Here is a 22,876-nt window from a genome sequence, read left to right on the forward strand (position 1 = left end):
AGGGTCCGCGATAGGCGCCTCAGCACTCGATCACGTTGACGGCCAACCCGCCCCGCGAGGTTTCCTTGTACTTGTCCTTCATGTCGCGTCCCGTGTCGCGCATGGTGGCGATTACCTTGTCGAGCGACACGTGGTGCTTGCCGTCGCTCTTGAGCGCCATGCGACTGGCGTTGATGGCCTTCACGGCGCCCATGGCGTTGCGCTCGATGCAGGGGATCTGCACCAGGCCGCCGATCGGGTCGCAGGTGAGGCCGAGGTTGTGTTCCATGCCGATCTCGGCGGCGTTTTCCACCTGGGTGACGGTGCCGCCCAACGCGGCGGCCAGGCCGCCGGCCGCCATCGAGCAGGCCACGCCCACCTCGCCCTGGCAGCCGACCTCGGCGCCGGAGATGGAGGCGTTTTCCTTGTAGAGGATGCCGATGGCGGCGGCCGTTAGCATGAACTCGATCACGCCGTTTTCCGACGCGCTCGGGCAGAAGTGCCGGTAGTAGTGCAGTACGGCCGGCACGATGCCGGCGGCGCCGTTGGTGGGGGCCGTGACCACGCGGCCGCCCGCGGCGTTTTCCTCGTTGACGGCCAGGGCGTAGAGATTCACCCAGTCGAGGATGGTGAGCGGATCGCGCAGCGAGGCTTCGGGCTGGGCGCGAAGTTCGGCGGCCATGGCCGGGGCGCGGCGATTGACCTTGAGCCCGCCCGGCAGCGTGCCCGGCGAGCGCAGGCCGCGCGCGACGCAGTCCTGCATGGCCTTCCAGATGGTCAGCAGGCCCGCGCGGGTCTCCTCTTCGGGACGCCAGATGCTTTCGTTGCGCATCATCAGCTGGGCGATGGTCAAGCCGTGTTCCTTGCACAGCGACAGCAGTTCGTCGCCGGTGGAAAACGGATACGGCTGCTCGCTGGTGTCGGCCACGATGCGGTCTTCCGCCGCTTCGTCGGGATTGACGACGAAGCCGCCGCCCACCGAGTAGTAGTCGCGCGTGGCCAGTTCGTTGCCGTCGGCGTCGTAGGCCGAGAAACGCATGCCGTTGGTGTGGAACGGCAGCTTCTGGCGCTTGTTGAAGACCAGGTCGGATTTTTCGTCGAACGCGATCTCGTGGCGGCCGAGGATGCGGATGCGCTTGGTCGAGCGGATGCGCTCGAGCGTTGCGGGGATGGCGTCGGGGTCGACGCGATCGGGCCATTCGCCCTCGAAACCGAGCAGCACGGCCTTGTCGGTGCCGTGGCCGCGGCCGGTCATGGCGAGCGAACCGAACAGTTCGCAGCGCACGCGCGCCACGCGCTCGAGCACGCCTTTCTCCTCGAGCCAGTGGTCGGCGAAGCGCGCGCCGGCGCGCATCGGGCCCACGGTATGCGACGAGGACGGGCCGATGCCGATCTTGAAGAGGTCGAAAACGCTGACTGCCATGGCTGCCTGGGTGGCTACGGGATGGGGGGACAGCCGGTTATTCTACGCCCTGCCGCCCATCGACCCCATAGGCCACCGGATGACCCCGTTCACGCTCTTCCAGCGCGACGACTGCCACCTCTGCGACCAGGCGCTGGACGTGCTGGCGGTGGCGCGGTTGCCGGATTTTTCCTCGGTGTTCATCGATGACGACGAGGCGTTGGAAGCGCGATACGGGGCTCGCGTGCCGGTATTGCGGCGCGGCGACGGGGTGGAGCTGGATTGGCCGTTCGACGTCGGTGCGGTGAAGTCTTTCGCCGCCCCATCGCGGACAGGGTCCGCTCCCACCCTTCGGTAGATGCGTTGCTACCGGAGGGTGGGAGCGGACCCTGTCCGCGACGGGACGGCGATCACGCGCTTATTTCTTTAAACGCCGCAGGATCTCCTCCCGCGCCTCCCGCAAGATCGAATCCCGATCCAGGCTCGCCACGATATCGGCCACCGCCCGCTTCGCCCCTTGCTCGCCCCACGACTTGCCCGCCACCAGGTAATGCTCCGCCGCGCGGCCGATGAGCACCGTGGCGTACCAGCCCAGCGCACCCTGCGCCGCGGCGGTGACCACCACGGACAACCCGCCGCTCAAGCCTTTCAGCGCCGACGACGCCAGTTGCATGCCCCACACCGCGCCCATCAGCGCGGCGAGCTGCGTGCTGATGACGGCGACGAGGCGGCCCGATTCGCCGCGGGTGAGCGGCAGGCCGTAGACGCGGCTCAGTTGCACCACCATCGCGGCGTCGAGGCCGCCGGCCAGCAGCAGGTCGGCCACCGGCACGGGATTGAGCGCCACGGCCACGGCCTTGGCGATGCAGTATTGGCGAATCGTGCGCGAGGCCACCTCGCGTCGCGTGGACGCGATGCGCGCGCTTACCTGGTCGGTCAGCCGTCCGGCGAACAGGCCCGCGTTGATGGCGGAAAGCGCCTTGCCTTCACGCTCGGCGATGGCGACGAGGCGTGACTTGAGCGCCGTCACGTCCGCCGGGCGAGGCTCGCTGATCCGCCGCTCTCCGCCACGCGCATCCACCTCGACGACATCGCGCGGCGTGGGACGCGCGGCCACGGCGATCACGTCTTCGTGGCGCACGAGGCCATCGGCGTGCTCACGCAATCGTTCGAGCAATCCCTCGCGTTCGTCGTCGGCATACCGGTCGGCCTTGTTGAGCGCGAGCAGCAGGGGCCGACGCGTGGCGGCCAGCGTGCGCATCGCGTCGCGTTCTTCGCGGGTGAGGTCGCCGTCGGCGACGAAGACGATGAGGTCGCTCACCTCGGCCACTTCGAAGGCGAGCTTTTCGCGGTCTTCGCCGCCCAGTTCATTGATGCCCGGCGTGTCGATGAGCACGAGGCCCGCGTTGGTGGCTTCGTCGAGGCGAGCCACGTCGGCGCCCGTGGTGGTGCCGTGGAGCACGCCCACCTCGAACGCCTCGCGGCCCAGCAGCGCATTGCCCAGCGCCGATTTGCCCGCGGAAACGCGGCCGAAGACGGCCACGTGGAGTTCTTCGTTTTCCAGCCGGTCGAGCATGTGCTCGACGCGACGGAAATCCTCGGCCATCGCCGCGCGTACGTCGGCGGGGATGGACGGATCGTCGAGCAGGCCGCGCAGGCTGGCGGCGACCGCTCCGCCACGCGCGCCGTCCACCGGGGCGGACGGCGCGGCACGGCGAAAACGGCCGGTGAGGCCTTGCAGGCGTTCGCGCCAGCCCGCCATGCGCGGCTTACTTCGGCAGCAGGTTGAGCGTGCCGTTGACCAACACCTCGTCGGCGATGGTCGAGGTGTCCTTGTATTCGCCGCCGCCCACGCCGAAGTCCAGGCGCTTCAGCGTGCCGGTAACCGAAAGGCGCGCGCCGCCGGCGGCGGGGTCGAACACCACTTTCAACGCCACCGGCTTGGTGATGCCGTGCAGCGTGAGGTTGCCGTTGGCCACCACGTTGCCCTTGGCGTCCTTGGTGAAGCCGGTGGTCACGTAGTGCGCCTTGGGAAACTTGGCCGCGTCGAAGAAATCCGAACCGGGCAGGGCGCCGTCGCGATCGCCGTCGCCGGTCTTCGCCGTGGCGACGTCGACGGTCACGTCGAATTTGGAGGCGGCGAGGTTGGCCGGGTCGTAGCTGATGGCGGCGTCGAACTTGCCGAAGCTGCCGTCGAACTGCTGGCCCTGGAACTTGCCGCTGAAGCCCAGCGTGCTGCCGGGACCGACCTTGTAGTCGGCCGCGGAGGCGGCCATCGGCAGGGCCAGCGCGAAAGCGAGGGCGGAAAGGCGGCGGATCGTCATGGCGTGTCTCCGGGGGAAGGGGGGATGTTCCGCTTGGCGCGGCCGAAGGGCAGCATACGCCGGAGCGTATCGTCGCGGTCGATGACATGGTGCTTGAGCGCGCCGCCGACGTGGGCGACGAGCACCAGCACGAGGAACCAGAACAGGTACTCGTGCACCTCGAGCAGGAGGTCGTCGATGTCGGGATTCCTGTCGATCAACGCGGGCAGGTTGAACAGCTTGAAGTACTGCAACGGAAAACCGTGCGCCGAGTTGAAGATCCAGCCCGACAACGGCAACGACACGATCAGCACGTAGAGCAGGCCATGCACGACGTGCGCGGCGATCCGCTGCCACCGTGGCGCGGGATCCTCCGCCGGACGGCGATCCGCGAGGCGCCACAGAAGGCGCAGGAAAAAGAGCGCGAGCACCGTCAATCCGATCGACTTGTGCAGCGCGAACATGTTGATCTTCTGCATCGACGGTTTCAGGTCGGACATCCAGAACGCGAAGATGCCGTTGCCGACGATGAGGAGCGCCATCACCCAGTGGAAGGTCTTGGCGACGGTGCTCCATCGGCCGGGTTCACTGCGTAGGGGCATCGGTGGGCTCCTTGGTGGTGGGGGACGGCTTTTCGCCGCCGCGGATGGCTTCGGCCTCGAGCCACACGGTGACCTCGGTGCCGATGGAATTTCGGTTCGACGTCATGCCGAAGACGGTGCGGTCGAGGGTGAAGCTCGAGGAAAAGCCGGCCACCGTGTGCAGGCCGTAGATGGTGCGGCCCACGCGGTTGACGCGAAAGGGAATGTCCAGCGGCACCGTGACGCCGCGCAGGGTGAACTTGCCGTGCACCGTGCCTTCGGTATCGCTGCGTTTTTCCACCGATTCGCTGACGTAGCGCGCGGTGGCGGCGCGCGCCGTGTCGAGCAGGCTGGCACCCTTCACGGCCTTGTTCCAGTCGGCGTCGCCCATGTCGAGCGAATCGAGGTTCACGGTGACCTGCAACGAGGATTTCGACCAGTCGTCCGGATCGAAGCGCAGCGAGCCTTCGCTGATCTTCAGGCGGCCGAACGAGCGTGAAAAACCGTTGTGCTCCACGTTGAACACGATCTGCGTATGCACCGGGTCGAGGCGGTAGTCGGCGGGTTCGGCCATGGCGGCCAAGGGCGCCAGTGCCAGCAAGGCGGGGAGGAAGAACCGTGCATGCGACATGCGGGGAGCCCTGCTTCGGAAAAGGGCCGCGGCGCAGCCGATAAGGGTGAGTGTGGCCGAGAGGAAAAAGGTTGTCAGCCCGCCAAATGGAGAACTCATCGTTCGCCCCGCCGATCCCGCAGAGCCTCGCGGGTGAGGTCGGTGAGCCGGCCAAGACGCGAGGCCGAGCCTTCCGCGAGCAGGTCGCGCAGGCGCCGCCCGGCTTCGGCGCCGTCGAGCCGGTGGTGTTCGGCCAGCGTGGTGGCGAGGGCACGACCCAGGCTGTCGAAGATGAGCGCGTAGGCGAAGGCGTGGAGGACGCCCCCGCCGAGCGTGCCCAGACCGGGAAAGGCCTTCAATGCGTTGCCCGCCACCGCGAGTACCACCGAGGTGCCGGTGCGCACCGTCATGCGCGCCTCGCGCAGCAGGGCCTCGATTTCGATGTCGCTCACCTTCACGCCGTAGAGCGTGGCCAGGTCGCGGGCGAGGCTGGCGGCAAGGGCACCCTGCACGATCAGGTCGGTGCCCGGGGCCACGGCCGCCATGGCCCCGACGATGGCGCGCCGTGCATGGCGCGTCACGATGCGCTCGGCTTCTTCCTCGCGGAAGGCCGCCTCGCTTTCGCTCGTGCGTTCGTGGAGACGGGCGAGCACCGCCTGCTCGCGTTGCGTTTCCAGGGCATCGACGCCGGGGGCCACGAGACGTTCCAGCGCCGCGCGCAGGTCGCGGACCTCGGGTTTTCGCGCCCGGCGTACCTCTTCCACCGTGCCGTCGGGAAGGCGGCGGGTGAAACGTTCGTCACCCCCCGCGCTCGTCGCCACCACCGCATCGGGCATGTCGTCGGCGTGCTGGCGGACACGGGCGAGGATGGCGTCGCGCTCGCCGTCGGTCCATTGGTCGGCCTTGTTCACGACCAACACCAGCGGTTTGCCGAAATACCCCAGCCAGCGCAGTTCCGTCGCCTGGGTGCGGGTGAGGTCGCCGGCGCAGACGTAGACCACCGCATGCGCGCGCAGGGCTTCGTCGCGGGCGATGCGTTCATGCGCCTCGCCACCGGCCTCGGCCGATCCGGGTACGTCGGCGATCGTCCAGGTGTCGCCCGTGGGAGAGGGGCCGTCATGGAGCGTGACGGTCTTCGTCGTGCCGCCGCGGGCATCGCTGACGACGTGGGCATCGGGAACCAGCGCCGCGATGAGTGCCGATTTGCCGACGGAGATTTCGCCGAACAGCGCAATATGGATGCGCCGACTTTCACGGCGGCGGTCGAGTTCGTCGAGTTCGGTAAGAAGATTCTCAGCGTCGGCGTGTCGTTCGCGCAGCGCGCCGATCCGCGCCTCGATCGACCCCCGGTCCGGGGCGACCGCCCGAGGGCGGTCGCGACGCGGGCGCAACCAATACGCGACCACCCCCAGTCCGCCGCAAAGAATGACCGCCAGGATCGCGCCGATCAGCCAGCGGATACCGAGGGGCAGGGTCATGAAGCGCTGTGCCGTCGACATCGCGCGTTCGAGGATCGATAGCAGCAGCCACGCGAGCGCGGCGATGCCGATGGCGGCGGTCAAGAGACGGAATCGGCGTGACATGGGAGGCATCTTACGTCGAAGCGTGTCGGCATGCGCCTACATGGATATCAGGCGGTTACCCGGCTTTTTCCGTGCGACGACCATGGCAAGATGAACGGGATCGATTGGAAGCAGGCGTCATGCATCACTTGTTCGTGGCGAGATGGACCCTCGCGTTCGCCGCCGCCCTTTCCGCGACGGCGGTCGGGTCGGAGGCGCCCCTCCCGCCGGTTCCCACGCCGCAGTTCCGCAGCTACGGCCAGCTCGAGGGACTGCCCAGCAGCAACGTGCAGGCGGTGGCGCAGGATTCCCGGGGCTTCCTCTGGGTCGCCACGCCGGTCGGGCTGACGCGTTTCGACGGCGTCGAATTCGGCACGCCGGGCGTGGGCGCGGACGGGCGCCATCCGCTGGCCCTGAGCGGCATCACCACGATGACCGTCGACCGCGAAGATCGCATCTGGATCGGGGGAGGCGACATCGGCGTCGCGCGCTACGACGTCGCCGCCGGCACGTTCGTGCAATGGCGCGACGGCCTGTCCGACGACGACGTGAAGGCGATCGCGCATACGCGCGACGGCGCGGTATGGGTCGGCACGTCCGAAGGGCTGGACCGCCTGCTTCCCGACGGCAAGGTCGAGCACGTGGTCGACACCGAAGGTGGGCGCATTCCCTCGGCCGTGCATGCGTTGCACGCGACGGACGACGGCCGTCTGTGGGTGGGCGGCGACCATGGCGTGGGCATCATCGACGCGCAGGGGCGCGTCGAACGCATGCCCTTCGTCGGCGACGTGCCTCGCGTGCGGCATATCGCCGGGAGGCCGAACGAGCTGATCGTTTCCACTGATCGCGGCGTTTACCTGCCGGGTGCCGACGGTCGCCTGCATCGCGACGTGCGCCTTCCCGCGGTACTCACGTACGCGACGCTGAGCGACAGTCACGGCAACCTGTGGGTCGCGACCATCGACGGACTCGAACTGCTCGACCGCCATGGCCGCCTGCATCGCATCCGTGGCGCGTGGATCGCATCCCGTGGCATCCCGGGACGCAACGTGCGCAGCATGATCGAAGACGACGAGCACGGATTGTGGTTCGGCCTCGCCGATGGCGGCCTCGCCTACCTGGGCCCCGGGTGGGACGATTTCAGCCGTTTCACCCACGTCGCCACCGATGCCGACAGCCTGCCCGCGCGCGCGATCACCGCCGTGGCGGCCAAGGGCGACGCGGCGCTCTGGGTGGGCGGTTACCGAGGCTGGATTCGCGCGTTCGACCCCGCCACGGGCAAGGCCTCCGACGGATTCGACATCGGGCCCGCCCGCGTGCAGTCGCTGTTCGAATCCGAAGCCGGCCTGCTCGTCGGCACGGTGGACGGCCTCTCGATCGCGGCGCGTCGCTCGGTGCGGCCGCTGGCGCGCGATCGCATCCACCGGCCGGTCACGGCGATGGTGGGCGACGGAAAGGGCGCGGTCTACGTGGCCGCCCTCGGACAGGGCCTGTTCCGGGTGGATCCGCGTCGCCGCGTCGTCGAAGGCATTCCCTTCGAGTCCGCCACGCGGGGTACGGCGGATACCCGCCAGATGGACATCGTCGACGGCGAGCTGTGGCAGGCGAGCCTCGTCGGCCTTGCGCGGCTGGACGCCTCGACGGGCACCATGCGTCCGGTCGACGGCGTGGCCGCTGGGAGAATCAACGCGTTCGAACCCGGCGACGAGGGTTTCTGGGTGGTCAGGCCCGACATGCTCGAACACTACGTTTGGGACGGCCGCCATGCCCAGCGGGATCTCAGCTTCGGCGGTGCCGACGGCTTCCCGACCAGCGACATCCTCAACATCCGTCGCGACATCGCCGGTCGCCTCTGGTTGTATGGCCAGACCGGCGTCTGGCGTTTCGATCCGGGCATGACGTCGTTCCGCCGCTTCGGGCTGGCCGACGGCCTGGCGAACGGCGAATTCACCAATGCCATCACCGTGCAGCTTCCCGACGGCACCATGTACGGCGCAACGGTGGGAGGGATCGTGGGTTTTCGTCCCGACCGCCAGCGCGACCACGCCCATCGGCCCTCCGTCGTGGTGCTGGGCGCCAGCGTGCTGCGCGAGGGGCGACGCGAGTCCATACCGGTCGACGACGGCGAGTTGCGCATCGGCTGGAACGATCGCGAGTTCGAAATCCGGGCACGCGCGCTCTCGTATGTCGACCCGGACGAGAGCCGGCTGCGCGTCACCGTCGATCACGACGGTGAACGTTCCCACGGCATGACCGGAAAGGCGGGCGAGTACCGTTTCGCCGCGCTCGGCGCCGGCGTCTATCGCGTGCTGGTATCGGGCTTTCCGCGCGAATTCGGCGCCACGGCGTCGGCGCCGCCACTCGTCCTGCGGGTCGACGCCCCGCCGTGGATGCGCTGGTGGGCATGGCTGCTCTACGCCGCCGTGGCGGCCGTCATCGCATGGGCGGTCGTGCGCGGTACGCGCCGGCGGGTAAGGCAGGCGATGCGCCTGAAGCTGGCCGAACAGCGGCGCCAGCTCGCCGAACGGGCCAACTCGGCAAAAACCGAATTCATGGCGACGCTGGGGCACGAGATCCGCACGCCGATGACCGGCGTGCTCGGCATGGCCGAACTGATGGCGCAGACACCGCTCGACGAGGTGCAGCGTGGCTACGTGGAAGCCGTTCGCCGCTCGGGTGCGACCCTGCTTCGCCTCATCAACGATGCGCTGGATATCAGCCGCATCGAATCCCGCCAGCTCGTGCTGGAAAGCGAGGCCGTGCCGGTGAGGGCACTGGCCGACGAAGTGGTGGCGCTCGCGTCGGGCAACGCACATGCCAAGCAGCTCACGCTATCCGCCGCCGTGGATGCCGACGTGCCCGAGGCCGTGCTCGGCGACACCGTGCGCTTGCGGCAGATCCTGCAGAACCTGGTGAACAACGCGGTGAAGTTCACCGAGCGCGGCGGCGTGTCGTTGCACGTCGCCTGGACCGACGCCAGCCTCGTCGCCACGGTGAAGGACACCGGGCCCGGCATGTCGAAAGAGCTTCTCTCGCGGCTTTTCTCGCGTTTCTCGCAGGGCGGTTCGCCCCAGCGCTCGGAAGGCTCCGGGTTGGGTCTCGCGATCTGTCACGAGCTTTGCGCGCTGATGGGAGGCAGCGTCACCGTGGACAGCGAGCCGGGACGCGGCAGCACGTTCACCGTACGCCTGCCGTTGCGGCCCTGCGCGGTCGACGCGGCGGCGCCGACGCCGACCGATGTCGAAGGCACGCGCGCACGACGCCTCCTGGTGGTGGAAGACGACCCGATGATCGCCGAGGTCATGGATGGCCTGCTCCGACAGCGCGGACACGACGTGAGCCTCGTGGGCGATGGCCTCAGCGCGATGACGGAGCTGTCCCGGGGTTCGTTCGATGCGTTGCTCCTCGATCTCGACCTTCCGGTGGTGAGCGGGTTCCAGGTGGCCAGGATGGTCCGTCGCATGGATCACCTCGAGGGCATGCCCATCGTGGCCGTCACGGCACGTTCCGCGGGCGACGAGACCTCGGCCATCCGCGAGGCGGGAATGGACGCGCTGGTGCGCAAGCCGATGACGGGGGCGGACCTGGATGCGGTGCTGGAGGCGGTGTCACGGTGAACCGCCGCGCCATTGAGTCGCTAAAACCGGATGCATCGCGGTAGGCACCGGCCAGCGCCGGTGCGACGCTTCGTTTTTACCTCGAGGTATCCATCGTCGCACCGGCGCAGGCCGGTGCCCACGGCAGGGCGTTCGGTTGTCGCGTCAGCCGAACCGTCGGAAATACGCCAGCGCGCCCACGACGAGCAGCGTCGTCGGCAGGAGGTTGGCCAGCAGCGGCGGCAACCCGTACACCGTGCCGAAGTTCACCATCGCCCCCTGCAGGAAATACCAGCCGATGGCGAGGATCACGCCGATGAAAAGCCGCTTGCCGAAGCCGCCCGAACGCAGCGAACCGAACGCGAACGGCATGGCGCACAGCACCAGCACCAGCGTGTTGACGGCGAACAGCGCGCGGCCCCAGAAGGCGACGGCATAGGCGCCGGGATTCTGGCCGTTCGCCTCCAGATAGCGCATGTTGCGCCGGAGGTCGCTCATCGAGAGGTATTCGGGGTGGATCACCGACTGCTCGAGCACGTGCGGGTTCAGGCGCGATATCCAGGTCTGCGTGGGTTGCTCGGTGGAATGCGTTCCCTGGTCGTCGAGCGTGGTGGTGCGCACCTTGGACATGATCCACTGGTTGCCGTCATGGATGGCGCTGTCGCCGTGCGAGAACTCCTTCACCTGCCCGTCGGGCGTGAACGTGAACACGCGCACGTCGACCAGCTTCACCGTGGTGCGATCGCCGTCCTGCACGGCGATGGCCGACTTGGCATTGATGATCTTGCCCGCGTCGCGGGCCCACAGCCCGCTGCTGGTGGCACCGAGGTTGCTCGAACGCATGCGCACCTGGATGGCCTGCGCATGCTGGTCGCCGTAAGGCGCCGCGGTTTCGCCCATCACCACCACGCCGACGGTGAGGATGGCGATCACGCCGGCGGCGGAGACGGCGATGCGCAACTTGGACATGCCCGCCGCGCGCAGCGCCGTCAGCTCGCCGGTGGCGGCCAGGCCGCCGAGACCCAGCAGGCCGCCGATCAGCGCCGCGTTGCTGAACATCTGGTAGAGGCGGCGCGGCACCGTCAGCATGATGTAGGCGATGGCGTCGTACAGCGTGAAGCCGTTCTTGCCGATGTTGCCGAGCTGGCGCACGAACTGGGTGAGGGCGTCGAAGCCGGTGAGCACCAGCCATACCAGCAGCAGCGTGCCCAGCACGCTCATGCCGATCAGCCGGTCGGCGCGCTTGATCGTCAGGGCGCTCACGCGGCGGCTCCCTTGGCGACGACGCGCCGCGGCGAATTCTGGCGCCGGAAGAACCAGGCGGCCACCAGGAAGACGATGACGTGCAGCACCCAGATGGGGATGGACGTATGCAGGTGTTCCTTGATGATCTGCGCGCGCGCGATGAGCTGCCAGATCACGTAGAGGAAGTAGGCCAGCACGGCGACAAGCAGGCGGCCGTAGCGGGCGTCGCGCGGGGCCTGCCGGGACATCGGCAGCACCATCATCATCAAAACCAGCGTGCTGACCGGCGCGGCGAAGCGCGATACCAGCTCGCCCAGCGATTCGGCGTCGTGCGCCTTGAAGAGGTCGGCGGTGGTGGCTTCGTGGGCCGGATCGCTGTCGCTGTCGTCGTCGGTGATGCTGGACAGGGAGGCGTCGTTGCGATCGTATTTCATGCGGCGCCAGTTGTCGCCGCCCAGGGGAATCTCGAACTGCCAGCCGTCGTAGAGGGCGAGGAAGCGGTTCTGGCCGTCGCTTTCCTGGTACATGCGGCCACTCTTCGCGTTGACCACGCGCACCTGCACCTTGCCCGCGCCGTCGGTATGGTCGGAGGCGAGGAAGGTCTTGCCCAGCACCGTGCCGTCGCGGCTGAGGCTCTCGACGAAGATGATGCCGCCCTTGCCGGGCAGTTCCGTGAAGCGTCCGGCATCGAGGCCGGCGGCGATCACCGACTTGTTGGCGGCCGCGATGACCTGGTCGGCCGTGCGCGCGGAGAGGGGGCCGAGCCACAGGGCCACCGTGCCCACCACGACCGTGGCGACCACGGCCAGTATCGCCACCGGACGAAGCATGCCGCCCGGACCCATGCCCGAGGAGGCCAGCACGTGCATCTCGCTCTCGCGGTACATGCGGCCCAGGGCGATGAGGGTGCCCAGGAAGGCCGACATGGGCAGCAGGGTGGAGAGGAGGTCGACCATCTGCAGGCCGAGCACCTCGAACATCACGCTGGGCTGGATGCTGCCGTTGGCGACCTTCTGCAGCACGGTCGCGAAGGCGCCGCCGGCGAAGATCACCAGCAGCACCACGGCCGTGGCCACGATGCCGTAAGCGAGTTCACGCAGGAAATAGCGGTCTAGGATGCTGAGCATTTGGTAGAATTGGCGGTTCGTGCCGCGTCAGTCCTGGCCGGCAATCCTTAAGTCTAGCCTGTCCGGGCCCCGGCGGGCTTTCGCAGGGCAGTTAGCTATGACGGTTCAGTTCAGCCTCGGTTCCAACGCTCCCGAATCCACCAGCACCCCCGTGGCCGTGGTCGGCGTCTACGAGAACGGTATCCTGACCAGCGCCGCCGCGCGCATCGATACGGCCGCCGACGGCGCCATCAAGCGCCTGGTCGAGGCGGGCGACGTCACCGGCAAGCTCGGCAACGTGGTCACGCTCCTGCACCCGCCCGGCGTGGCCGCGGCCCGCGTGCTGATCGTGGGCCTGGGGGCGCAGAAGGGCTTCGACGCGGGCCGCTACCAGCGCGTGACGCTCGAAGCCGCCCGCGCCATCGGCCGCCTGCCGGTGACCGAGGCCACCAGCTGGCTGGCCGAGATCGACGTGCCCGGCCGCGACGCCGCCTGGCGCGTCCGCGTCGGCGCCCTGGCCATCGACCACGCCGCCTATCGCTACACCGCCACGGTGAAGCCGCGCGACAAGGCCCAGCCCGAGCTGGCCTCGGTCACCCTCGTGGCCCCGGCCGACGGCGAAACCGGCCTGGTCGAGGCCCGCGCCATCGCCGAGGGCGTGCGCTACGCCCGCGAGCTGGCCAACCTGCCGCCGAACATCTGCAATCCCGGCTACATCGCCGACCAGGCCCGCGCCTTCGCCGACGCCAACGAGGGCGTCACCTGCGAGGTGCTCGAGCGCGCCGACATGGAGCGCGAAGGCTTCGGTTCCCTGCTGGCGGTGGCCCGCGGCTCGGCCAATCCGCCTCGCCTGGTCGTCCTGCAGTGGAACGGCGGCAAGGAGGGCGAGCGCCCCTACGCCTTCGTCGGCAAGGGCATCACCTTCGATACCGGCGGCATCAGCCTCAAGCCCGGCCCGGGCATGGAGGAGATGAAGTTCGACATGGGCGGCGCCGCCGGCGTGCTCGGCTCGTTCGTCGCCGCCGTGCGCCTGAAGCTGCCGGTCAACCTGGTCTGCGTCGTGCCGGCCGTGGAAAACATGCCCGACGGCGACGCCTACCGCCCCGGCGACGTGCTCACCAGCCTCGCGGGCATCACCATCGAGGTGCTCAACACCGACGCGGAAGGCCGCCTGATCCTTTGCGACGCGCTTACCTACACCGGCAAGCGTTTCGACCCGCACACCATCATCGATGCCGCCACGCTCACCGGCGCCTGCGTCGTCGCGCTGGGCAAGCACGCCAGCGGCCTGATGACCAAGGACGAAACCCTTTCCGCCGAACTGCTCGCCGCCGGCGAAAGCACGCTCGACCGCGCATGGCGCCTGCCGCTGTGGGACGACTACCAGAGCCAGCTCGACTCGGTGTTCGCCGACGTGGCCAACATCGGCGGTAAGTACGCCGGCGCGATCACGGCGGGTTGCTTCCTCGCCCGTTTCACCGAAGGCCGCCGCTGGGCCCACCTCGACATCGCCGGCACGGCGTGGGACGAGGGCCGCAAGGGCCTGGCCACCGGCCGTCCGGTGCCGCTGCTCACGCAGTGGCTGCTCGATCGCGTGGCGGCCGGCTGATCGTCCGCCCATGCCGCGCGCCGACTTCTACCTGATCGACAAGCCGCGGTTCCGCGACGATCCGCTGTTGCTGGTCTGCGAACTCGCCAAACGCGCGTTCGCGGCCCAGCAGCCCACGCTGATCCTCACGCGCGACTTCGAACAGGCCGAGGCCATCGACGAGCGGCTCTGGGATTTCGACGAGGACGCGTACGTCCCGCACCAACTGGCCGGCGACGAGGACGACGCCGACATCGCCGTCCTCATCGTGCCGCCGGGTGTCGATACGCCCGACCGGCCCATGGTCATCAACCTGCGCGACGTCTGCGCACCGGGCCGCTACGACCGCGTGCTCGAAGTGGTGGCCGCCGACCCGGCCGAACGCGAGGGCTCGCGTGCGCGCTGGACGGAGTACAAGCGGGGCGGGTTCGAAGTGAACAAGCACGACATGTAAGCGGGCCGTCTGGGGCGGCCGTTTCCTCCGCCTAATGACCTGCTCTCCTCGATAGGGACGATGCCTGTCGCTGGGCCGCCTTCAGGCTCTTCTGGAAGTTCCTGTCCGCTTGCAGCCGTGCAACAACGAATGACGCGACCATCCGGCCTGCGACGAGGTCGGAGTTGTAATGGAAGCCGCAGACGAGCCTGCTTTCCCCGAACTGGTAGCCTCGATCGAAGATGGCCTCCGAACGTTCGGGAAAGAGTTGCACGAGCATCTCCGCCCACAGCATGCCTATGGCCGCGTGCATCGACGGATAGGAGCCCGTCGTCGCCATGTGGTACTTCGCATCGCTTTCCTCGTGACGGCACGCCGGTTGGCTGGGAAAGGCGACGTAGGGCCGCGTGCGCCCGCCTTTTTCAGGCGGAATCTTGACGGTCTCCATGACACTTTCCAGGTCTTCCTGGGCTGTGCCGATCAAGGTCAATATCGCCCCCGCGTTCTTCGCCGTCAGGGGAACTCCCAATGCCAACGCATCGTGGAACCTTTCGGCAACGGGTTCTGGAGCGTATACGTCGTCATTCTGCGCTTGTACACCTCGGGGCTCCCCGAGCACGTGTCGGTCGGCGAGGTATTCTTCCATGTCGGCCAGCACGTCGGGGCCGTCGGTCGGCGCAGGCGGCAGCCATTTGGCTGCATCGGGAACTCTGCCTTTGAGAAAGCCTTTGTCGGCTGCCTCTCCGGCCGGTGCAAACATCGTCAGTGCAAGCATCAGCACAAGAACGTAGGACCGTTTGCGTCGCATGTTCGCGCTCCCCCCTGTTTTACCGCGTGAGCGGGTGCTGGGGTGTTGTAGCAGTGCGTCGGACGCAAGAACATACGGGCAAAGGGATTAGTGCTTTCGTCGCTATGCAAAAGAGGATGCGCGGCTTTTCTTGGTTGCCGATTTCGCATCATGCAGCCAATGCCGGGTACCGGGCCTCCACCTCCGCAGAAACGGCGAGATCGGTTTGCCGCGCCTGCGAAGGCAGCGAGCCGCCTCCGCGCCAGCGACGCGTAGAGCCGATTCAACCACCCAGTTTGCGAGCCTGTTCCCGCATCGCATCCGCCTGGCGCGTCCAGTCGGCGATGCGCTGGCGCTCCTGCTCGACCACCTCGGCCGGCGCATTGGCGACGAAGTTGGCGTTGCCGAGCTTGGCCTCGCACTTGCGGATCTCGCCTTCCACGCGGGCGATTTCCTTTGCCAGGCGGGCCTTCTCCGCGCCGAGGTCGATGAGACCCTCTAGCGGGATCAGCGCGCGCATGCCGCCGACCACCGCGACGGCCGCGGCGGGCTCGTCGCCCTCGATCCACGTCGGCGATTCGACACGGCCCAGGAACGCCACCTGCGCGGCGAACTTCGTGGCGCGCGCGCGATCGGACGCGTCGCCGTCGGCGAAGAACAGGGGGATGACCTTGCCGGGGGCGATGTTCATTTCCGAACGGATACGGCGCACGCCGGTGAGCACGTCCTTGACCCATTCGATCTCGGCGGTGGCAGCCGCGTCGGCCACGATGTCGTCGGCCTCGGGGTAGGGGCGCAGCATGATCGTGTCGCCCTCGATGCCGAGCACCGGGCGCACGTTCTGCCAGATTTCCTCGGTGACGAAGGGGATCAGGGGATGCAGCGCGCGCAGCAGGGCTTCCAGCACGTGCACCAGCGTGTAGCGCGTGGATGCGATGGCGTCGGCGTCGTCGCCGTTGAGCGCGGGCTTGGACAGTTCGAGGAACCAGTCGCAGAACTCGTTCCAGGTGAACTCGTACAGCGCCTGGGCGACGAGGTCGAAGCGGTAGAGCGCGAGCTGCTCCTTCGCCGTGGCCAACGTGTCGCGCAGGCGGGTGAGGATCCAGCGCTCGGCCTCGGTCGACGGCGCCACCGGCGCGACGGGGCCGTCGCCTAGGTTCATCAGCACGAAGCGCGAGGCGTTCCACAGCTTGTTGACGAAGGCCTTGTAGCCGCCGCAACGCTCCAGGTCGAACTTGATGTCGCGGCCGTGCGTGGCGAGCGAGGCGAAGGTGAAACGCAGCGCGTCGGCGCCGAAGGCGGGAATGCCCTCGGCGAATTCCTTGCGCGTGGCCTTGTCGATCTTCTCGGCCATCTTCGGCTGCATGAGGCCACGCGTGCGTTTGGCGAGGAGGTCGTCCAGCGTGATGCCGTCGATGAGGTCGAGCGGGTCGAGCACGTTGCCCTTGGACTTGGACATCTTCTGGCCGTCCTTGTCGCGGATGAGGCCCGTGACGTAGACGTCCTTGAAGGGGACTTCACCGGTGAAGTGGTCGGTCATCATGATCATCCGGGCCACCCAGAAGAAGATGATGTCGAAGCCGGTGACCAGCACGTTGGTGGGCAGGTAACGGTCGAAGCCGCGCTCGGCCTGCGCCCGCGGGTCAGGCCAGCCCAGCGTGGAGTGGCTCCACAGCGCGGACGAGAACCAGGTTTCCAGCACGTCGTCGTCGCGGCGAAGCTCGCCGGTGTCGCCCCGCGAGGCGGCGATGGCCTTGGCTTCCGCCTCGTCGTGCGCGACGACGATGCCGCCGTCGGCCGTGTACCACGCGGGAATGCGATGGCCCCAGGTAAGCTGGCGGCTGATGCACCAGTCCTGGATGTTGCCCAGCCAGTGGCGGTAGGTGTTGATCCAGTTCTCGGGCACGAACTTCACCTGGCCCTGCTCGACCAGCTCGAGGCCGCGGGCGGCCAGCGTGTCCATCTTCACGAACCACTGCCAGGTGAGGTAGGGCTCGATCACTTGGCCGGTGCGGTCGCCGCGCGGCACCTGGAGCTTGTGCTTCTTGGTCTCGACGAGCAGTTCCTGCGCTTCGAGGTCGGCCAGCACGGCCTTGCGCGCCACGTAACGGTCCATGCCGCGGTACTTCGCCGGCGCGGCGTCGTTGATGGCGGCGTCGTCGGTGAGGATGTTGATCAGCGGCAGGTCGTGGCGCTGGCCGATGGCGTAGTCGTTGAAATCGTGCGCCGGGGTGATCTTCACGCAGCCGGTGCCGAAGTCCTTCTCGACGTAGTCGTCGGCGATGATGGGAATCTCTCGGTCGGACAGCGGCAGCTTGAGCATGCGGCCGACCAGGTGCGCGTAGCGCTCGTCGTCCGGGTGCACGGCAACGGCCACGTCGCCGAGCATGGTCTCGGGACGCGTGGTGGCGACGATCAGCTCGCCCGAGCCGTCGGCCAGCGGGTAGCGGATGGACCACAGCGAGCCGTCTTCCTCCTCGCTGACCACCTCGAGGTCGGAGATGGCGGTCTTCAGCACCGGATCCCAGTTGACCAGCTTCTGGCCGCGATAGATCAGGCCTTCTTCATGCAGGCGCACGAAGGTTTCGACGACGGCCTTCGAGGGGCCCTCGTCCATGGTGAACACCTCGCGGCTCCAGTCGCCGGAGACGCCCATGCGGCGCATCTGCCGGCCGATGGTGCCGCCGGATTCCTTCTTCCACTCCCACACGCGCTCGATGAAGGCGTCGCGGCCGAAGTCGGAACGCTGCTTGCCCTCGGCGTTGAGCTGCCGGGTGACGACCATTTCGGTGGCGATGCCGGCGTGATCGGTGCCCAGTTGCCACAGGGTGTCGAAGCCGCGCATGCGGTGGTAGCGCACCAGGGTGTCCATGATGGTGTGCTGGAACGCGTGGCCCATGTGCAGCGTGCCCGTCACGTTGGGCGGCGGCAGCATGATCGTATAGGGCGTGCCCTTGCCCGACGGCTTGAAATAGCCGTTGGCTTCCCAGTGGGCATACCACTTCGACTCGATCTGGCTGGGCTCGAAACTCTTGTCCATGCGGGGATTCTCGGCGCGGGACCCTTCAAGGTCGCGGATGGGCAGGCGAAAAGGGGGTCATTGTAGGCGATACTGGGCGGATGACTGAACACGAAGTGGCCGCGATCCTCGGCGCGGACGGTCCGTTCGCCAGCGAAGTACCGGGTTTCGCGCCACGCGAGGCCCAGCAGCGCATGGCCGTCGCGGTGGCCGAGGCGATCGACGAGCGCGACCTGCTCATCGCCGAAGCCGGCACGGGCACCGGCAAGACCTTCGCCTACCTCGTTCCCGCCTTGATGTCGGGGCGCAAGGTCATCGTTTCCACCGGTACCAAGGCCCTGCAGGACCAGTTGTTCTTCCGCGACCTGCCGCGGGTGCGCTCGGTGCTGGGCAGCCGCGCGAAGGTGAGCCTGCTCAAGGGCCGGGCCAACTACCTCTGCCTGCATCGCCTCGACCAGGCCGTGCGCGAGGGCAACCCCGATCGCCGCGTGGCCGGGCAGCTTTCCGCTATCCGCCGGTGGGCCACGCGCACGCGCCGCGGCGACCGCTCGGAAATGGCCGAGATCCCCGAGGATTCACCGCTGTGGCCGCGGGTCACTTCCACGCCGGAAAACTGCCTCGGCGTGGAATGCCCCTTCTTCGACGACTGCCACGTGGTGAAGGCGCGGCGCGAGGCGATGGAATCGGACGTGGTCGTGGTCAACCACCACCTGCTCATGGCCGACCTGGCGCTGAAGCAGGAAGGCTTCGGCGAGATACTGCCCGGCGCTGATGCCTTCATTCTCGACGAGGCCCACCAGATTCCCGAGCTGGCCGGCCAGTTCTTTTCGCAGAGCGTGAGCGCACGCCAACTCACCGACCTGGGCCAGGACGCGCTGGCCGAAGCGCAGGGCGTCACCGGCGCGCTCAGCCAGTTGCTCGAACCCGTCGAAACGTTGAACGACCTGGTCAAGCGCCTGCGCCTGGCGATGGCCTCGCTGCCCGAGCGCGGTCCGTTCGGCGCGCTGGATCGCGACGGAGGCGCCCACGAGGGCCTCACCGCGTTGCGCGACGTGATGGCCGCGCTCGCCCACCTGCTGTCCGGCCTGGGCGAACGCTCGCGTGGCCTTGCCAACGTGTACGAGCGGGCGCAGATGCTGAGCCTGCGGCTGGATCGCATCGCCGAGGAGCACTCGGCCAGCGACGTGCGCTGGTACGAGGTGTCGCCGCGCGGTTTTTCGCTGCATGCCACGCCGTTGGACCTCGCCTCGCCGCTGCGGGCGATGCGTCTGTCCACCCAGGCGGCGTGGATCCACACCTCGGCGACGTTGTCGATCGCGGGGGATTTCGGTCACTTCGCGCGCCAGCTCGGCATCGACGACCCGCGCACGCTGCATGTGGAAAGCCCGTTCGATTACCCACGCCAGGCACTGGCCTACTTACCGAAGGATCTTCCCGATCCCTCCGCCCGAGACTACACCGACAAGGTGATCGCCGCCGTGCGGCCGGTGCTCGACGCGTCGGACGGTCGTGCGTTCCTGCTGTTCACGTCCCATCGCGCGCTGCGTCGCGCGGCGGAACTGATGGAGGGCCGTGTACCCTGGCCATTGTTCGTGCAGGGCACGGCACCGCGCCATCGCCTGCTGGAAGACTTCCGCGCCAGTGGCAACGGCGTGCTGCTGGGCGCGGCGAGCTTCTGGGAAGGCGTGGACGTGGCGGGCGACGCGCTCGGCGTGGTGGTGATCGACAAGCTGCCTTTCGCCATGCCCGACGATCCCGTGTTGCAGGCGCGACTGGAAGCCCTGGAGGAAGCCGGCATCAATCCCTTCATGGGCTGGCAGGTGCCTACCGCCGTGATCGCGTTGAAGCAGGGCGCGGGGCGGCTCATTCGGGACGTGCACGACCGTGGCGTGCTGGTGCTGTGCGATCCGCGCCTGTCGAGCAAGGGCTACGGTCGGCTGTTTCTCGCGAGCCTGCCGCCCATGCCACGCACGCGTGAATTGACTGACGCGGTGGCGTTTCTCTCCCGACCGGCCGACGGCGCCTGAAGCGTCAAGCCTCGTTCGCGTAGTACACGAGCACCGTGGCGCCCTCCGGCCCCGCGTGGCCGCGTCGCACCACCTCCGGGTGGTCGGCGAGCGCGTCGCCGGGACACACCGGCCGCCGCCGGCCCGCGGCGACAGGTAGGCGCAGGTCGCCTTTCACCACGTAGCCGCCCATGGGCGGCGAGCCGTTTCGCCATGGCAGGCCCGCGCCCGGGCCGATGGAAATGCGCAGCAGGCGCATGCGGCTTCCGTCGCCGAGCAGCGCGGCATGGGAGGGCGCCCCGGTGTTCACCGTCGCGCGATCGGCATGCGGCGAAGGTTGCGCCATCGCGATGACGGCCCCGACGAGCAGTGTGGCGGGCAGGGCAAGACGGACGGGGGGCATGGCGGCTCCTTGCGATGACTTGGGTGCGATCCTGCGTGGCGAACGGCGCGTGCGTCTTGAGAACACTCTCATTCGTGACGGCGAATTTTCGTAAGCCGCCGCGTTCCGCCTCACGGCGCCCCGGGATTGCCACGGGCCTGGCCGGGACGGGTCCGACATGGCGCACACCATCGGCGCCACGACCCTACGAAGGATATCGCCCGATGCCGCGCTGGATGCAATCGATGACCGCCAAGGTGCTTGGCATAGCCCTGCTTGCCCTGCTCATGATGATTCCGCTGTCGCAATCCGACGGCCTGGTGCGCGAGCGGCAGGCCATGCGCGATACGGCCGCCGTACGCGTGGCGGACGGATGGGGTGGCCCGCAGACGCTCGGCGGACTGGTGCTCGGCGTGCCCACGCGCGACGAGGTGCGCGATCGCGACGGCAAGCTCGTCGGCATGCGCGACTCCACCGCCATCGTGCTCGCCGACGAACTGGTGACCGTGGCCGACCTCGCCGTCGGCGAACGCCGTTTCGGCATGTATTCGGTGCCGGTCTATACCGGCGAGGTGACGATCCATGGACGCATCCTGCCCGCCGACGTGCGCCGGTTCGCCGACGCGTCGACCGCCCGTTGGGATCCCGCCAAGGCCGAGTTGCGCCTCCTGGTCGCCGATACGCGCGGCCTGCAGGGCATCACCACGCTGACGGTGGACGGGCGCACGGCGACGCTGGCGTCGTCCACGGCGCGCATGGGGCCTTACACGGTGCTAGCCACGCCCTTGCCGATCGATCCGTCGCGCGATGTGCCGGTGGACGTGGCGATCACGTTGCGCATCGCCGGCACGGAGTCGTTCTCGGTGTTGCCGCTGGCGCGCTCGAACGACGTGCGCATCCGTTCCCCTTGGGCGGATCCGAGTTTCACCGGCGCGCTGCTGCCCGCCAGGCGCAGCGTGACGGCGAAGGGCTTCGATGCGGCCTGGCAGGTGCTCGACCTCAACCGGGCCTATGGACAGCAATGGGATGCGGCGGACGGCGACGTCGCCCGACGGCTCGAACCTTCCGCGTTCGGCGTGAAGCTCTACCAGCCCGGCGGCGTGTACCAGCAGAACGATCGGGCCGGGAAGTACGCCCTGTTGTTCATCGCGCTCACCTTCGTGGCGTTCTTCCTGTTCGAAGTGCTGAAGGGCTTGCGCCTGCATCCGGTGCAATACCTGCTGATCGGCGCGGCGATGACCAGCTTCTACGTGTTGTTGCTGGCCCTGTCCGAGCAGATCGGCTTCGGGCCGGCCTATGCGGTGGCGGCCGCCACGGTGGTGCTGATCGTGGGCGGCTATGCGATGGCCGTGCTGCGCGCCAGGAGCGCGGGATGTGTGCTGGGCGGCGTTCTGGCCCTGGTTTACGCGATACTCTACGGCCTGATCGGCGCGGAGCAGTACGCGCTGCTCATCGGTTCGGTGGTGCTGGTCGCGGTCGTCGCGCTGCTCATGTACCTCACCCGCCGCATCGATTGGTACGCCCATGGCGTGCCTTCCCTCACGAAGCCGGACACGCCATGAACTTCCTCGCCATCGAAACCTCCACGGAAGCCTGCTCGGTCGCCCTCGTCCACGGCGACGAAGTGATCGAGCGCAGCGAGATCGCCCCGCGCCGGCACGCCGAACTGGTGTTGCCGATGGCGGACGAGCTCCTCGCCGAGGCGGGCCTGAAGCGAGAGGCGCTCGACGGCATCGCCGTGGGACGCGGTCCCGGCGCGTTCACAGGGGTGCGGCTCGGCGTGTCGCTGGCCCAGGGCATGGCGATGGCGCTCGACGTGCCGGTGGTCACCGTGTCGTCGCTGGAGGCCCTGGCGCTGGAAGCACCGGAGGACGACGGGGTCATCCTTTCGGTGATCGACGCGCGCATGGGCGAGATCTACGTGGCCGCGTGGAAGCGCGAGGACGACGGCAGCGTGTCGCTGATCGATCGCGAGCGGGTGGATACGGCGGCGGCGCTGCTGCTTCCGGAGGCATCCGCATGGCATGTGGTCGGCACCGGTTGGGGCACTTACGAGGCGGTGCTGCGTGAGCGCATCCCCGGCACGATCCGCTCGGCCGACGGGTTGCGTTATCCGCAGGCCAGGCACGTGGCGGAGATCGCGGCGAAGCGTTTTCGCGAGGGCGCGGCGGTGGCGCCGGAGCTGGCATTGCCGGTGTACCTGCGCGACAAGGTCGCGCTCACCCTCGTGGAACAAGGCAAGGCCTGAATCGCGGACAGGGTCCGCTCCCACCCTTC

The 22,876-nt window shown here is 68.3% G+C and carries 18 protein-coding genes; 7 read left to right on the top strand and 11 right to left on the bottom strand.

What is annotated here, in order from left to right; genetic code table 11:
• Positions 1-19 precede the first annotated feature (19 nt).
• Complete coding sequence (locus tag L2Y94_RS05025; protein WP_144916933.1) at positions 20-1,402, bottom strand: L-serine ammonia-lyase; 1,383 nt, start codon at positions 1,400-1,402, stop codon at positions 20-22.
• A gap of 79 nt (positions 1,403-1,481) precedes the next feature.
• Between L2Y94_RS05025 and L2Y94_RS05030 the strand changes: the two genes are divergently transcribed.
• Positions 1,482-1,739 (top strand): glutaredoxin family protein, encoded by a 258-nt coding sequence (locus L2Y94_RS05030; RefSeq protein WP_247373496.1) that lies wholly within the window; start codon positions 1,482-1,484, stop codon positions 1,737-1,739.
• A gap of 60 nt (positions 1,740-1,799) precedes the next feature.
• On the opposite strand, the gene L2Y94_RS05035 is transcribed toward L2Y94_RS05030, so the two are convergent.
• From L2Y94_RS05035 to L2Y94_RS05055, 5 genes are all read right to left on the bottom strand, one after another.
• Positions 1,800-3,143, bottom strand: a complete 1,344-nt coding sequence (locus L2Y94_RS05035; protein ID WP_247373498.1) for a GTP-binding protein — start codon at positions 3,141-3,143, stop codon at positions 1,800-1,802.
• Between the two features lie 7 nt (positions 3,144-3,150).
• On the bottom strand, positions 3,151-3,705 hold the full coding sequence (locus tag L2Y94_RS05040; RefSeq protein ID WP_425602434.1) for a YceI family protein: 555 nt from the start codon (positions 3,703-3,705) through the stop codon (positions 3,151-3,153).
• Positions 3,702-4,286, bottom strand: a complete 585-nt coding sequence (locus L2Y94_RS05045; RefSeq protein ID WP_247373499.1) for a cytochrome b — start codon at positions 4,284-4,286, stop codon at positions 3,702-3,704. Before L2Y94_RS05045 ends, L2Y94_RS05040 begins: the two co-directional genes overlap by 4 nt.
• On the bottom strand, positions 4,270-4,896 hold the full coding sequence (locus tag L2Y94_RS05050; RefSeq protein ID WP_247373500.1) for a YceI family protein: 627 nt from the start codon (positions 4,894-4,896) through the stop codon (positions 4,270-4,272). The genes L2Y94_RS05045 and L2Y94_RS05050 overlap by 17 nt, the downstream gene beginning before the upstream one ends.
• A 95-nt stretch (positions 4,897-4,991) precedes the next feature.
• A complete protein-coding gene (locus L2Y94_RS05055) occupies positions 4,992-6,458 on the bottom strand; it encodes a GTPase (protein WP_247373501.1) in 1,467 nt (488 codons plus the stop codon).
• Between the two features lie 119 nt (positions 6,459-6,577).
• Between L2Y94_RS05055 and L2Y94_RS05060 the strand changes: the two genes are divergently transcribed.
• Positions 6,578-10,054: a hybrid sensor histidine kinase/response regulator gene (locus L2Y94_RS05060; RefSeq protein WP_247373502.1), complete on the top strand. Its 3,477-nt coding sequence runs from the start codon at positions 6,578-6,580 to the stop codon at positions 10,052-10,054.
• Between the two features lie 144 nt (positions 10,055-10,198).
• Here L2Y94_RS05060 and lptG read toward each other — a convergent pair whose 3' ends face one another.
• Both lptG and lptF read right to left on the bottom strand, forming a co-directional pair.
• Complete coding sequence (lptG, locus tag L2Y94_RS05065; RefSeq protein ID WP_247373503.1) at positions 10,199-11,296, bottom strand: LPS export ABC transporter permease LptG; 1,098 nt, start codon at positions 11,294-11,296, stop codon at positions 10,199-10,201.
• Positions 11,293-12,405, bottom strand: coding sequence for an LPS export ABC transporter permease LptF (gene lptF, locus L2Y94_RS05070; protein WP_247373504.1), 1,113 nt, complete (start codon positions 12,403-12,405; stop codon positions 11,293-11,295). Before lptF ends, lptG begins: the two co-directional genes overlap by 4 nt.
• Positions 12,406-12,502: 97 nt before the next feature.
• Between lptF and L2Y94_RS05075 the strand changes: the two genes are divergently transcribed.
• Complete coding sequence (locus L2Y94_RS05075) at positions 12,503-13,993, top strand: leucyl aminopeptidase (RefSeq protein ID WP_247373505.1); 1,491 nt, start codon at positions 12,503-12,505, stop codon at positions 13,991-13,993.
• Positions 13,994-14,003: 10 nt separating this feature from the next.
• Positions 14,004-14,426, top strand: coding sequence for a DNA polymerase III subunit chi (locus L2Y94_RS05080; protein ID WP_247373506.1), 423 nt, complete (start codon positions 14,004-14,006; stop codon positions 14,424-14,426).
• A 31-nt stretch (positions 14,427-14,457) separates the two neighbouring features.
• Here the strand turns inward: L2Y94_RS05080 and L2Y94_RS05085 are convergent, their stop codons facing one another.
• Positions 14,458-15,213: a phosphatase PAP2 family protein gene (locus L2Y94_RS05085; protein ID WP_247373507.1), complete on the bottom strand. Its 756-nt coding sequence runs from the start codon at positions 15,211-15,213 to the stop codon at positions 14,458-14,460.
• Positions 15,214-15,475: 262 nt separating this feature from the next.
• On the bottom strand, positions 15,476-18,232 hold the full coding sequence (locus L2Y94_RS05090) for a valine--tRNA ligase (RefSeq protein ID WP_247373508.1): 2,757 nt from the start codon (positions 18,230-18,232) through the stop codon (positions 15,476-15,478).
• An 80-nt stretch (positions 18,233-18,312) separates the two neighbouring features.
• Here L2Y94_RS05090 and yoaA point away from each other — a divergent pair, with 80 nt between their 5' ends.
• Positions 18,313-20,238: a DNA repair helicase YoaA gene (gene yoaA / locus L2Y94_RS05095; RefSeq protein WP_247373509.1), complete on the top strand. Its 1,926-nt coding sequence runs from the start codon at positions 18,313-18,315 to the stop codon at positions 20,236-20,238.
• Between the two features lie 4 nt (positions 20,239-20,242).
• Here the strand turns inward: yoaA and L2Y94_RS05100 are convergent, their stop codons facing one another.
• Positions 20,243-20,620, bottom strand: coding sequence for a cupin domain-containing protein (locus L2Y94_RS05100; RefSeq protein WP_247373511.1), 378 nt, complete (start codon positions 20,618-20,620; stop codon positions 20,243-20,245).
• A gap of 203 nt (positions 20,621-20,823) precedes the next feature.
• Between L2Y94_RS05100 and creD the strand changes: the two genes are divergently transcribed.
• Both creD and tsaB read left to right on the top strand, forming a co-directional pair.
• Complete coding sequence (gene creD, locus L2Y94_RS05105) at positions 20,824-22,161, top strand: cell envelope integrity protein CreD (RefSeq protein ID WP_247373513.1); 1,338 nt, start codon at positions 20,824-20,826, stop codon at positions 22,159-22,161.
• Complete coding sequence (tsaB, locus tag L2Y94_RS05110) at positions 22,158-22,847, top strand: tRNA (adenosine(37)-N6)-threonylcarbamoyltransferase complex dimerization subunit type 1 TsaB (protein ID WP_247373515.1); 690 nt, start codon at positions 22,158-22,160, stop codon at positions 22,845-22,847. Before creD ends, tsaB begins: the two co-directional genes overlap by 4 nt.
• The last annotated feature ends 29 nt before the right edge of the window (positions 22,848-22,876 follow it).

The sequence above is a fragment of the Luteibacter aegosomatis genome (assembly GCF_023078455.1).
Classification (GTDB): Bacteria; Pseudomonadota; Gammaproteobacteria; order Xanthomonadales; family Rhodanobacteraceae; genus Luteibacter; species Luteibacter aegosomatis.

Coding starts and splice junctions, on each gene's coding strand:
- L2Y94_RS05025 (WP_144916933.1), bottom strand. CDS start 1,402: ATGGCAGTCAGCGTTTTCGACCTCTTCAAGATCGGCATCGGCCCGTCC.
- L2Y94_RS05030 (WP_247373496.1), top strand. CDS start 1,482: ATGACCCCGTTCACGCTCTTCCAGCGCGACGACTGCCACCTCTGCGAC.
- L2Y94_RS05035 (WP_247373498.1), bottom strand. CDS start 3,143: ATGGCGGGCTGGCGCGAACGCCTGCAAGGCCTCACCGGCCGTTTTCGC.
- L2Y94_RS05040 (WP_425602434.1), bottom strand. CDS start 3,705: ATGACGATCCGCCGCCTTTCCGCCCTCGCTTTCGCGCTGGCCCTGCCG.
- L2Y94_RS05045 (WP_247373499.1), bottom strand. CDS start 4,286: ATGCCCCTACGCAGTGAACCCGGCCGATGGAGCACCGTCGCCAAGACC.
- L2Y94_RS05050 (WP_247373500.1), bottom strand. CDS start 4,896: ATGTCGCATGCACGGTTCTTCCTCCCCGCCTTGCTGGCACTGGCGCCC.
- L2Y94_RS05055 (WP_247373501.1), bottom strand. CDS start 6,458: ATGTCACGCCGATTCCGTCTCTTGACCGCCGCCATCGGCATCGCCGCG.
- L2Y94_RS05060 (WP_247373502.1), top strand. CDS start 6,578: ATGCATCACTTGTTCGTGGCGAGATGGACCCTCGCGTTCGCCGCCGCC.
- lptF (WP_247373504.1), bottom strand. CDS start 12,405: ATGCTCAGCATCCTAGACCGCTATTTCCTGCGTGAACTCGCTTACGGC.
- L2Y94_RS05075 (WP_247373505.1), top strand. CDS start 12,503: ATGACGGTTCAGTTCAGCCTCGGTTCCAACGCTCCCGAATCCACCAGC.
- L2Y94_RS05080 (WP_247373506.1), top strand. CDS start 14,004: ATGCCGCGCGCCGACTTCTACCTGATCGACAAGCCGCGGTTCCGCGAC.
- L2Y94_RS05085 (WP_247373507.1), bottom strand. CDS start 15,213: ATGCGACGCAAACGGTCCTACGTTCTTGTGCTGATGCTTGCACTGACG.
- L2Y94_RS05090 (WP_247373508.1), bottom strand. CDS start 18,232: ATGGACAAGAGTTTCGAGCCCAGCCAGATCGAGTCGAAGTGGTATGCC.
- yoaA (WP_247373509.1), top strand. CDS start 18,313: ATGACTGAACACGAAGTGGCCGCGATCCTCGGCGCGGACGGTCCGTTC.
- L2Y94_RS05100 (WP_247373511.1), bottom strand. CDS start 20,620: ATGCCCCCCGTCCGTCTTGCCCTGCCCGCCACACTGCTCGTCGGGGCC.
- creD (WP_247373513.1), top strand. CDS start 20,824: ATGCCGCGCTGGATGCAATCGATGACCGCCAAGGTGCTTGGCATAGCC.
- tsaB (WP_247373515.1), top strand. CDS start 22,158: ATGAACTTCCTCGCCATCGAAACCTCCACGGAAGCCTGCTCGGTCGCC.